Origin of the sequence: Bradyrhizobium sp. B097, from assembly GCF_038957035.1 — a bacterium.
Classification (GTDB): domain Bacteria; phylum Pseudomonadota; class Alphaproteobacteria; order Rhizobiales; family Xanthobacteraceae; genus Bradyrhizobium.
Genome location: NZ_CP152412.1, coordinates 6,787,736 through 6,799,058 on the forward strand (window position 1 = coordinate 6,787,736; position 11,323 = coordinate 6,799,058).

The following is an 11,323-nucleotide window of genomic DNA, read 5'->3' on the forward strand; positions in this document are numbered from 1 at the left end:
GCGTTAGGAATTTATGACCTCTCTTGTCTCATTGCCCTTTAGTGGTGGTGGCTGTCTGAATCCGGTCGACAGGCAAAATTGGCCGCATTGTTGGTGTCGCCGCCGGTATAGACTGCCGCTTGCGGATAGGGGCAGAGTGGTCGCGTAAACGGTACGCTCGGACTGAACGCATTGTTCATTCCTGAGGCCACAATTGCTTGGGGCGGGACCGCTTTCTCGACCCAACGTTCGAGCGCAGCAAAAATGTCGTTGCTTGGGTTGCCCTCCGGTAGTCCGCCATCGAAGGCGCCGAAATAGTTTGGTCCCTCTCCGCCAAAGCAGTGGCCCATGCCGGGAACGAGGTACAAGCGGTAGAATTCCTGCGTCTCGGCCAGCGGGTTGGAGCTCTGATCAGTTCTATCGTTGCGATCGTGATCACCATTTTCACCACGATCATCCTTACTCTTGCGGTTGAAGTCGACGACAGAGTTGTAATAGTCGATCGCGAGCTTCGGCGTCACTTGCGGGTCCGCAAGACCTGCGTACTGAATCATTTTACCGCCGCGCGCCTTGAATTTCCTGAGATCGGGGTCGACAGCATCCACGATCTTCCCGAGATCGTTCACGAATCTCTGCCAATCCGTGTCGAGGCTGAAGCTGGCCAAGGTAGCGGGCGGCCTCAACCAATAAGTGAAGACGGCGGTATCTAAAAAGGCTTGGGATGTAGTGGGCGTTGCCGGCGGTGTCTGGGCGTCGTTGATAATGGTGCCCACCCACCCAGCGAAATCGGGCTCGTAGCCAGGCGCGATTTGACGGCCAAAACTGGTGCGCGGTCCCGCAAGCACCGCCCTAAGACCGTTGATCTGCGGATAGGTGAGGCAACTGCTGTTGGGGGCGCCACTACAGACCAGCTTGCTGAAGTCGATATGGCATTTATCGGGATAGGTGAGGAAGCGGTCCGTAGCTACCGCCTTGGCATGCTTGCATTGTTGGTTCATGGCCGGAATTAGCGTACCCGCAACGTTAGCCGCCGGCACGAAGCCCGGATTATTGAGCTGCACCGCTTGAATGTTCAAAGCCCAACCGGTGATCAGGCCGGTCGAATTGTTGGTGGCTGCGCCGCCCAAGATTCCATCGAAATCGTCGGGATGGCGCTGTGCGGAAAAGTGCGACTCGCCTCCCCCCTTCGAGCAGCCTGCGAAGTACGAGTATTTGGGTCCCTTACCATAAAAGGCTTGGATGAGCGCTTTTGCATTGACGTTGGTCATGTGCACCGCGCGCGATTCATAATCCTCAAGCCTGTCACGAGATTGACCGAACAAGCCCGCCGGCTGCCCTGGCGGTTGACTGCTTCCGTCGTCGGTCCCAGCGACGACATTGTTCTTGCCTGCGCCAAAGGACATAATGGACATAGGGACCGCCCCGGCCAAGCCGCCGTTGCCGATCTGCTCGTATCGACCACTCCAGTTCGAGTTCGGTAGCCAGACCTCAAAATTGATGTTTGATGCGGGCGTCGGCGTAGCTTTGCCAACCACACGGCACAGATCAACTGGCGCAGTGACTCCTTCCGCAAGGGTTTGGCCGGCGACATAGGGCTGTGCCGAGGACAGAGTTGTATTGGGCAGCGTCAGAAGCACCAAGTTTGAGCAGTTTGGCGCAGCTTCCGCGGCAGCAATGCCCATTGTGAGCACAACCAACGAAACGCTCGAATACATCCGCCTAGCCAGGACTGAGCTTGAATTTTTCGTCGAACGCATTGATCCCTCCCAATGTTGTAATTTTTAGCGTCATATACGGATCTGAAAAAACTTCCTATCGTCGGATTGGACGATGGCGACCCAGCAATCAGGGGAGACCGACGTCGACAGGGATCCAACGATCGTTGCTGGCCAAAGTGGCGCAGTAGGCTTCGCTGGATTGGTAACAGGTGATCCGGCGCCTCGTGCGGAGATCGGCGGCGGCTCAGATGAGAGGGTCTTGCTGGTCAATACCGACGGCGCATCTGATCCGCCGTTCGACAACAGGCCGGTCGTCGTTCGCCCCGAAATGTGACGGCACGAGTGCTGAGCAAGCGGACAGAATATTTCGTCCTTCGAAGTCGAGGCAGAGGTTTGTGCCTTTCCGGCCGTCCGTGAGGCCGCAGCCGTCGCGTTGCAGAGCGATATATCTCAGGACGAGGTTCTAATTGCCGTCTGCCCGGCACCAGGGCGGTCAATCGATCCGGTGCAACTGATTTCGTTCGCTCGTCTGCGCATGGCGCATTTACGGTCCCGCGCTTCGCTCGTATCGTCGACCAGGTACCCAAAACTCCAACACCGCATGCAAAGCATGTTCTTCGTAACGAAGACATCACGCCGGAGACCTGGGATCGGGAAAGGGCCGGGATTCACATCAAGAGCGAGAGAATCTTTGAGAGCTGACCTATTCACTTTCACGCCGGACAAGGTTCAGTTCACGCCCTTCACGATGGTCTAGATCCTGCCGGTGAGCTAAGTTCTCCTCAGATATGCGGACCGCCCCCTGCTCAACACCAACCCGCGATTTCTGATCCATATCAATTCCCTACCCTCGGTAACGCGCCGGATATTGCGAACACAACAAGATGTCTCAACACCGCGGCCATGCAACGGGCAGTCCGGCCATCCGACGGCGCGATCCATCTACGACGAAGAGCAACCTGGGCGTGCAGCACATCAATCTACCGACCGCGCAAATGACGGGCTCAACGCGAGAACCTTCCGCCGGAGGATACGCAAGGATGTGTGGGAACTGACGCCTGTCCCTCCGATGCGTTCGCACCGGGCCAGGCTTGCAAGATTCGGAACTGGACCTCGAGATGATGCCTTGCAGCGCGTCGTAGTACTCGCGGCGACGCTCTTCTTCGCGGCACCGGCCCGCCACGATCTGTACAGGCGCCCACCGCGTGGCCCATTCAACGCCGCCGCGGGAAATGATGTCGTGGGATTGACACGGTTTCTGCCAGTTGCCGACCGACGGCCACAGGCTGGGGCCGGTGCGGGTGGCTGTCACGGACCACTCCGCTGGCCCCCGCGGGGTTCTTGGCGCCGCAGCTCCAAGCGCAAAGATGTGCAACGGCACCGAATTCTCCCGAAACATAGAGGATGCCGGGCTCGAGCTTGACCGGCATATAGTGGACACGTTCAAGCTTGAAACGTTCAGTCTTCATCGAGGTTGTCGCTCCGCACGAGCTTGAGGTCAGCGACTTCGAAAACTATGCCGTCGAGGGTGACTGTGCTCGAAATAAGAAGCCCCGCACCTGCTTGAACCGGATGACGGCGAAGCTGGTTGGACGCGGTGGTGCCGATCGAGATCGCGCAACCAAGGCTTGCGCCGACTTCACCTGCAGCCGTGATGGTTCTCCTGTTGGATGACCAAGGAAAACCCCAGCTGGCCGGATGGAACGTCGCGCGTGCCCGGGGCGCTCGGCTCGGCCACCCCTGCCGTGTTAACTCTTGTCAATGTTCTGACAGCGACACGACGTCGTGTCGGGTCCGGCACACCGCGCGCAAGCACGATTTCGGCCGCTCGAAATCCCAGTCAGCTGTTATTGCGTACCAGCGACTGCGCAGGTTCTCGCATGAAATTCGCCACTGCATTCAGTTGGAATGGCGCACGTTTCGAGAGGAATTCGAGCGCCCTTTCTCTGCCCTTTCCGGCTCTGGACATGTCGAGAGATGAAATCGAAGGCGTACATAACAATGATAGCGCCATCTTTCACGACACCTACGAACCCTCGAACAACGCCGTCTTATCGAAAAGGGCCCACGAAATGTCTTGCTAGCCGCTCGTCGGCGGCTCATCCAAACTGTAACCACGTTGTTGAACCGATTCGCACACAAGTGCGAAGACTTGGAATCAAGACTCTTGCTGAGATTTTGGCTTTTGAGAGCCGCGCGACTTAGTACGGGAGCATCAGTCACGGGCACCGATCAGGCCCGAATAAGCGGGAGCTCAGTCGGTGGCCGGCTCGCGCCATGTATCCCGGTCTTTAGTGCTCATATTGTGCATCGCCGCTTGGGACGCCGTCTTTCGCGCCTGGCACGATGCTTGCTGGAGATCACTGGAGATCATTCGCAGCGAAAGTTCGGGAAGCAACCGCAAAGCTTGGAACATACCACCATGAGTGTAACAGCTTTGATCGATGATATCATTCCGCTTACCGATGTCGTGAAACGCGCAGCCCGCATAGGTGCCGAAGTCAAGGGTATCAAGCTCTCGGGCGATTTGCAGAGCCATACTATTGCCGCGATCAACAGGTTGCTGCTCGAGCACAAGGTGATCTTCTTCCGTAACCAGGGCCATCTCGATGACGCCGAGCAGGAACGTTTTGCGGCTCGCTTCGGAAAGCTAGTGCCGCATCCGATGCTCGGTGGTACCAAGGGAACGCTCCTCGAGCTGGACTCCACTCGCGGCGGTGGCCGCGCCGATGTGTGGCATGCGGACGGGACCTTCGCCGAAGCTTATCCGAAGATTTTGGTCCTGCGGGCAGTTGTAATGCCACCGTTCGGCGGCGATACGGTGTGGGCGAACACAGCGGCCGCCTATCTCGATCTGCCGCCACCGCTACAACGGCTTGCCGACGAGCTTTGGACCGTTCACAGCAACGTCTTCGACTACGCGGGAGTGGCCCGTGTTCGCGAGGTGGACAAGAAACACTTTGACGAGGTCTTCACCCGAACGATTTTCGAGGCCGAGCATCCCGTCGTGCGTGTCCACCCCGAGACGGGTGAGCGGACGCTCGTGCTCGGCGCGTTGGTACAGCGTTTTGTTGGCGTTCCCCAATACGACGGCCAGAAGCTGTTCGATCTCTTCCAGTCTCACATCACCGCGCCCGAAAACACCGTGCGCTGGAATTGGATGGAGGGCGATATCGCGATATGGGACAACCGCGCAACACACAACATTATGCGGTCAACGACTACGGCGACCAGCACCGCGTCGTGCGTCGGGCTACAATCGATGGCGACGTGCCCGTAAGCGTCGACGGCCGGAGCAGTGTTACGCGCCTCAGGGCTGCCAAACAGCCGCCCATCGAGGTTGGCTAGCGCGCTCGAACCTGAAACATACAGAGCCGCGTAGCCCGCGGTGTCTGCACAAGGCTGCCGTTCGAGGACGATGGAACGTCCGTCCGGCATGATCAGCCGGGTCCAAACGAGCAGCACTCGGGACTGGCCGAATGCGCGCTGATGTCGTAGGTGCCGATCAAGCGGGCCCGCTGGGGAAACAACGATGCCAGCCATCTCACTTCCCCTTCGCGACCACCACGGCCTCAATGAATCAACAGGCCGATAGCGGCTTTCGGGTGAAACAAGCCGGTATTACTCGGTCCGAACAATCCCAGGCCAGCATGGCCTCACGAACTTGATAGCTCTATCTCCATCCGTGACATCAGCAGCTAAGCTGCGTTTGCCTCTAAGGACGCCATCAAAGTCGCACACGCCAATCATCGCCCCGTGGGCATTATTGGCGCCAGTCGGCTGGGTTTCAGTTGCCACTAGCTGGGATCCTGCGTCACCAAATCGAAGACTTGGTCCATCCGCATTGCTCGCAACTTGCGATAGTCATCCTCCAGCTGTCTCAATTCGTTGCCCACGAGATACACGATTCCAGGTGTCGATGCTAAGTCGATCGTCGGAACCAGCTTTTGACCTATCGGAACGAATGCAATGGCATCCGCAAAGCTCGGGAGCTTACGGATTGCTTCGAGTCCCGGATAACCGGCAACAACACCGCCCGTGTCGGAAATCAGCGAGACGCACAGCGCAAGAGCCTGCCGCTTGTAAGCTCCGCGTCTCCTCATATACCCAGCGAAGCTTTTTGGATCTGCGTAGCGCCACGCCGTCAGCGTCATATGGTTGTGACCCAACGCCATTGTTCGGGCCTTTGCCGACATGGTACCTTGAAGCCTCGCTCCGAAGTCCACCAGAACCGGCCCCCGATGATCGACAATGATCTCGGCATGAGCCGGTCCGTCGACGATCTGAAGCGCCTGCAACGCGCGCACCAAGTAGTCGGATAACTCGTGAACGATCGGCTCCATGCCCCCCAACAATCGCTCAAGTGAGCAGACCGGCGACGCCCCCTCAATGGGAATGGTGTCACAGGTCCAGACCTCCGTAACGAAGGCTTCCCGGTCGATCGAGACGGCATTTACAGTGTATTTCTGTCCGCTTATTTTTTCCTGCCCAAGTGCAAAACGATTCGACGCTCCGACGCGGTTCGTCTTTCCGACAATGGCGCCTACAGCTCTCTGAACGTCGACGTCAGTCGAGCAAAGGAACACATCCTCGGTATCTGTGCTGTTCAGAGGCTTGATCACGATTTCGTCGAAGCCCGCCTGATGCTTCCACTTTGCGATCTCTCCAGCGTTATCGGACACGACTTGTGCAATTGATCGCACGCCTGCAGAGGCCAGCGCGTCGGACAAACGCGCTTTGTCGCGCCGAGCGCCTGACAGAGCGGTCCGATTTGAAGCTAACCCGAGCCGCTCCGACAGGGAGTCGGCGAGCTGAACACCGGTCTCGCACCCTGCTATAACAAACTCCAGCTTCCTGCCACGGAGAGCCTCAAGGTGAAATTCAACGACCTCCTCATCAGTCATGCGCTCGCGCGGGCGAATGGTTTCGCCATACAGATCCGCACTGAAATGCGATTGAAAGATGGCTGGAATCTGCGCGGCAGACATCACGTGCACCGTTCCAATTCCATAACGCTTAAACTCGTCCGGCAAGTATCGGCCGGTGGAGTATGCATCCACGATTACACAATTCCGTCCGTTCATGCGGATCTCCGATACTGCAGGTAGATATTGCCCACGGCGAGTGCCGTAATGAGAACATTTCCAACGAACGTATGTGACGAAGGCGCGATACGAGAATCGAAGAACTGGAACAGGAACGCGATGATCGGAGCCATGGACAGGACCATATTGACCGTGACGGGCTCTATGCAGCGAATGCCCTCCTGTATCAGGCGCAGCGGGACGATGATCGTCGATAGCCCGGTCGTTGCGATCGCAAACCAATGCTGTGAGATCTCACGCAAGACAGAGAAATGCTCGACGAGCCCGAGCAGCAAAAGGACTATTCCGTACAAGCGATGCGCAAGCACCTGTCGGCCGGAAAATCCACGCTCGAACGGCAATTTGATGAGTATATTTGTAAGGGCGAACGATAGGCCGGTCACGATTGCCAAGAAAAGACCAAAGGACGATCGAGCGATCGAGCCCCCCACTCCACGCCCGCGTTGCCGCGTGCCGAGATCCAAACCATGTAACTGCCCGTCGCTGCGATCAGAACGCTCACGACAACGACTGATCCTGGGGGATACCCCGCCTTCTGATCAGTGCGTTCAACCACTGTTGCGGCGGGTCCTAGCGCCACCATGAATGCGACAACGATCGCAGGTTCGACGTATTGCAGTCCGATGAACAGTCCGATCCAGCTTATCGCGATCACGAGATTGAGCGACACAATAATCAGGAGCGATGACTTCGTTACTCTTGCGTTACCTCCCTCCTGACCAGCCAGGAGATTGAATGTCAGACACACCGCAGCAAAGCACAGCAGGAGAGCAACGAATACATCTGCCTGCTGAAAATACGATGCCGCATAGACCTCACCTGCGGCACTCACAACGACATAAAGCGCCACAAAGAGAACTCCTAGAGCGAAGCGATTTGTCAATCGCCCGCCCTTGCTCTGCCCTTGGCGCGATGCCGGGCGCTCGCAAAACCGTGCATCAGTTCCGAGGGACTCTGTTTTCGACCTGGGCGGGCCGCGTTTGGATTGAAATGTCAAAATCCGCCTCTAGTTTGTCTTTGATTGGCAGTAGGCGACACACGCCCCTCCGAATGCCGTGAACAGTTGCTTGCTGAGAAGATCGGTTGAGACGTGCCATTCGGGATGCCATTGCACACCGATTTGCAGCGTCGGCGCGCCAATGACCGAAACTGCTTCGATCAGACCGTCAGGCGACCATGCCTCCCGCCTCAGCCCGGTGGCAAGCGCGTCTATGCCTTGATTGTGCAGGGAGTTCACTTGCGCTTCGATTGTCCGCGCGATCGGAAAGAGTGCACCATCGGGACATATTCTCACGCTGTGCGCGACATCGTACTGGCGATCTCTTGGACGATCTGGTTTCTCGGCATGCATCTGGCCACTTCCCAGGCTCCACTCCGTGAGCGATCGGCGAAGTGTGCCCCCGAAATACACGTTGAGCTCCTGAAGCCCACGGCAGATGGCCAAAATCGGCATTCCGAGCGCGATGGCCCTACCAATGACGACCGCAGAGAGCCTGTCCCGTGGGCGGTCACGGATCCCACCCACAACGTCTTGCTGGTCTGTCCCTGTCCAGGACGCAGGCGCTCTCAAGGCCGCAGGATCGATATTCGGTTCGTCTCCAGTCAACACCAGGCCGTCCAGCCCCCGCATGATCGCCAGGCCAGCCTCAATCCTCGCATCTTCAGCGTCGATCGTCGGTAATATGACGCACGCAACCCCCGCGTGATGGCGAAGGGCCTCTACGTGCTTGCGCCGCACCCCGTCGCAGTGCACACCATCGACCAAAAGACGGTTCGACGTGACGCCGACCACGGCTTGAGCCTTGACTGGCCGTTGCAATGTCACGCCACTTGCCCTCTCGTATGGGCATCGGCCAAAGACTGCTCATACAGGCGTCGATTTCGCTCCTTCAACTGAGCGATAACGCTAGGTTGACCTTGAGGTCCCTTGACGAAGAGCCCTCCCCAGCTTGCGGCGACCTTTGCGTAATTCGGATCCTGCATCCGGATTTTCTGAGCTTTGCACAACAGCCAGAATGGAATACCTGGTTGCGACAGGTGATGCTCAAGGTGGTACTCATCCAGATTTTGCCCAAGGATGGCCCGCTCGAGCAAATTCCCTTTCCGATTCCTGGTTAGATAGACGTTCTTCGTCTCGGTCTCGCACATTGGTGAGTGCTCGGCGCGCTCGACAAACCAACAAAGAAGCTGAAGCGTTGTGAGATAGGGCACGATCCAAAACAGGATGACGATGTGGAGCAGCCCAAGAGCATATGATCCGGCCAGTATGCCGAACCAGAAGAGATAGAAGCCATGCTTGTCGACAAGTATGTTTGACCGGCTCTGGTTCTCGGCATCCGTTATCGAGAACCGATTGGTCCAAGGATACTTCAGGTACGCCATTGTCGCGCCGCCAAATATCGGCTTCCAGACTGGAGGTGACATCTCTACGCGAGGCCCGCATGTCGTCTGGGTTGACATCGGTCCCGCTGACGAAGCCTGACCGGACCGGAAATATGACCGAAAGGCGGACCCCAACTGCTCGATCCAACTGGATGGGATTTCGCCAATGCAACCGACCCGAAAACTCCGCGTCGCAAGGTGCAGCTTCGAGTAGAGGTAAAGGTTGTGGGCCGCCAAGTGACGATATAGCCCATCGAACCCTGCCTGATTCGCGATTCCGGATGGCGCACCGAACGCGACACAGACTGGCGAATGCAAGTCCGCGGGCAGCAGAGGAGACACCACTCCTTCGAGCTCTTTGATGAGATCGTCCCTGACTTTCTCATACCTGTGGCGCCTGGCATCAATGCCTTCACCGTTCAAAATCTCCAACGCCTTTGTAGCTGCCTGGACGATGTGGGTGGGCGGGGTCGACCGCCACTCGCCTGTACGCTCGAGCGAGAGCCATTGATCTCTCACGTCGAGCACAAATGACCTTGGTTCTTGAACCGCATTCTCGAGCAGCTTGCGAGACGCACCGACAAAAGCGACGCCCGGCGGCCCTTCCACGCACTTGTTGCTCGACGTGACCAGGACGTCCGCTCCACCCCGGCTCAAGTCAATATCAATGGTGCCAAAAGAACTCATCGTATCGACGATAGTCTTGATGCCACGTCGCCTCGCATCCTGTACGATCGGGTCGAGCGGATTGACGATTCCGGTTGTGGTCTCGCAATGCACAAAGCATAGATGCGTAACGTCGGGATTTCGGCTCGGATGCTCGGCAACTTCCTGAGGGTCCAAGGGCTCGGTGGCTCGCTTGACAAGGTTCAGTGCCTCGACGCCCCACAGCCGCAGAATTGTAAGAATGCGTTCGCCATAGATGCCGTTGATGCAAACGAGTGGCTTGTCGGCCTGGGACACAAATGAAGACAGAGCGGCTTCCATTGCAAAGGAGCCGCCTCCCTGAATAGGGACCACCGAGTAGTCCTCAGCATTTCCCGGCAGATTGAGCATCAACCGCCTCATGCGGGCGGTCACCTCCTTGAGCTCGCAATCGCGCGACGCAAGGTCACGCTGCATCTGGCTCTTAACCGCTGCCGACAGCGACAATGGAACAAGCGTCAGCAGAGAGCGCTGTGTTGTCACACAATTCCCCTTAAGTTGTGTTCTTCAACGGATCTGGAGCATGGTGGCGCGGCCGAGGAGCCCCTATGACGAGCGCCGACGTCCTCGGTTCAACGGGCTTGAGAGAAACGCCACAGTCCCGGACGCGCTCGCGTGTCGGCGCACTGAAAAACCGACGACGACATCCGTATCTGGCCACAGATGGAGCGTGATGTTCGCAAGGCCGCTCACCGATATCATTTGTCTCTCCTGGGAATTCGCGTTGCGACCGCGTCCTCGTACGCAGTCGGTGCGACGCGCCACTCTCAGCCAGCCATCACGCATGCGCCGATTTGAGCGCAGTCGCCATCTTGCGTCGCAAACCGGGCAGGTCGGCCGATCGGCTTACGTGCGAGTTGTGCCACTCAGGCGAACGTTGAAGTTCTGACAAAGCTACACGTCGCGCCATCGCGCGCGGACACAGCTGTGCGCATGGCGCACTTCATAGGTGTCGCAGGTAACGGGACTCATCCTGCGTGAGCTTGAGACTTCAGACATTCGGACACTGTCGCTTTTTGGAGAATTTGACGCCGCCTATTTCGAGATCGTACAACTTGACGTTAGGTGCGTTTCAACCCTCTCCGAGATTTTTCGCGTGAGTTTTTCCTGACGCGCGCCTCCGCCAGGAGCGACAAGCCGAAGTCCGGCGGCTAAAGCGTGGTGATCGGCAGCAAGCTCGCTGAGAATTTTCGTATCTCAACGTTAGGATCTGGGACATTCTTGCTGCGGGATGCACGCAGGCCGGTGAGGTTGGCCTGCCCCTCTCGCTTCACGCGCGATCCTTGCCAAACCTTCCAACCGGGATACCGAGTTTCTTCACCTCGTCGGCGCGATTTTCCTGGATACCGAAGCCTAGGAAGAGCATGCCCCCGATCGGCAGGCCGGCAGCATGGCTACAGCGCAGCAAGATGGTTTGCGCAATGCGCCGCAGCG

At 57.7% G+C, this 11,323-nt stretch carries 8 protein-coding genes and 4 pseudogenes; 3 read left to right on the top strand and 9 right to left on the bottom strand.

Going from position 1 to position 11,323, the window contains the following annotated elements:
* Positions 1 to 38: 38 nt before the first annotated feature.
* Positions 39 to 1,736 (bottom strand): tannase/feruloyl esterase family alpha/beta hydrolase, encoded by a 1,698-nt coding sequence (locus AAFG07_RS31285; protein WP_342723594.1) that lies wholly within the window; start codon positions 1,734 to 1,736, stop codon positions 39 to 41.
* Between the two features lie 73 nt (positions 1,737 to 1,809).
* Here AAFG07_RS31285 and AAFG07_RS31290 point away from each other — a divergent pair, with 73 nt between their 5' ends.
* Complete coding sequence (locus AAFG07_RS31290; protein ID WP_342723595.1) at positions 1,810 to 2,031, top strand: hypothetical protein; 222 nt, start codon at positions 1,810 to 1,812, stop codon at positions 2,029 to 2,031.
* A 555-nt stretch (positions 2,032 to 2,586) separates the two neighbouring features.
* On the opposite strand, the gene AAFG07_RS31295 is transcribed toward AAFG07_RS31290, so the two are convergent.
* The gene (locus AAFG07_RS31295) at positions 2,587 to 3,096 is read right to left on the bottom strand and encodes a DUF6527 family protein (protein WP_342723596.1); all 510 of its coding nucleotides are present in this window, start codon (positions 3,094 to 3,096) and stop codon (positions 2,587 to 2,589) included.
* A 50-nt stretch (positions 3,097 to 3,146) separates the two neighbouring features.
* Here AAFG07_RS31295 and AAFG07_RS31300 point away from each other — a divergent pair, with 50 nt between their 5' ends.
* Together AAFG07_RS31300 and AAFG07_RS31305 are read left to right on the top strand one after the other, a co-directional pair.
* Positions 3,147 to 3,371, top strand: a complete 225-nt coding sequence (locus tag AAFG07_RS31300) for a hypothetical protein (protein WP_342723597.1) — start codon at positions 3,147 to 3,149, stop codon at positions 3,369 to 3,371.
* A 748-nt stretch (positions 3,372 to 4,119) separates the two neighbouring features.
* A pseudogene (locus AAFG07_RS31305) lies at positions 4,120 to 5,045 on the top strand (TauD/TfdA family dioxygenase).
* A gap of 27 nt (positions 5,046 to 5,072) precedes the next feature.
* On the opposite strand, the pseudogene AAFG07_RS31310 reads toward AAFG07_RS31305, so the two are convergent.
* From AAFG07_RS31310 to AAFG07_RS31340, 7 genes and pseudogenes are all read right to left on the bottom strand, one after another.
* A pseudogene (locus tag AAFG07_RS31310) lies at positions 5,073 to 5,242 on the bottom strand (TrbI/VirB10 family protein); the annotation flags it as partial.
* A 252-nt stretch (positions 5,243 to 5,494) separates the two neighbouring features.
* Positions 5,495 to 6,781, bottom strand: coding sequence for an ATP-grasp domain-containing protein (locus AAFG07_RS31315; RefSeq protein ID WP_342723598.1), 1,287 nt, complete (start codon positions 6,779 to 6,781; stop codon positions 5,495 to 5,497).
* Positions 6,778 to 7,194 carry a hypothetical protein gene (locus tag AAFG07_RS31320; protein WP_342723599.1) on the bottom strand — a complete coding sequence of 139 codons (417 nt, stop codon included), beginning with the start codon at positions 7,192 to 7,194 and terminating at the stop codon, positions 6,778 to 6,780. Before AAFG07_RS31320 ends, AAFG07_RS31315 begins: the two co-directional genes overlap by 4 nt.
* A complete protein-coding gene (locus AAFG07_RS31325) occupies positions 7,182 to 7,652 on the bottom strand; it encodes a hypothetical protein (RefSeq protein WP_342723600.1) in 471 nt (156 codons plus the stop codon). The genes AAFG07_RS31320 and AAFG07_RS31325 overlap by 13 nt, the downstream gene beginning before the upstream one ends.
* Positions 7,653 to 7,808: 156 nt before the next feature.
* Positions 7,809 to 8,627: a gamma-glutamyl-gamma-aminobutyrate hydrolase family protein gene (locus AAFG07_RS31330; protein ID WP_342723601.1), complete on the bottom strand. Its 819-nt coding sequence runs from the start codon at positions 8,625 to 8,627 to the stop codon at positions 7,809 to 7,811.
* A pseudogene (gene rtxC, locus AAFG07_RS31335) lies at positions 8,624 to 9,214 on the bottom strand (dhydrorhizobitoxine desaturase); the annotation flags it as partial. The gene AAFG07_RS31330 and the pseudogene rtxC, both read right to left, overlap by 4 nt.
* Positions 9,215 to 9,352: 138 nt before the next feature.
* Positions 9,353 to 10,306, bottom strand: a pseudogene (locus AAFG07_RS31340) (aminotransferase class V-fold PLP-dependent enzyme); the annotation flags it as partial.
* Positions 10,307 to 11,323 lie beyond the last annotated feature (1,017 nt).

Excerpts from the sequence above, each read along its gene's own strand:
- AAFG07_RS31285 (WP_342723594.1), bottom strand. The coding sequence starts at position 1,736 with ATGCGTTCGACGAAAAATTCAAGCTCAGTCCTGGCTAGGCGGATGTAT.
- AAFG07_RS31290 (WP_342723595.1), top strand. The coding sequence starts at position 1,810 with ATGGCGACCCAGCAATCAGGGGAGACCGACGTCGACAGGGATCCAACG.
- AAFG07_RS31295 (WP_342723596.1), bottom strand. The coding sequence starts at position 3,096 with ATGTTTCGGGAGAATTCGGTGCCGTTGCACATCTTTGCGCTTGGAGCT.
- AAFG07_RS31315 (WP_342723598.1), bottom strand. The coding sequence starts at position 6,781 with ATGAACGGACGGAATTGTGTAATCGTGGATGCATACTCCACCGGCCGA.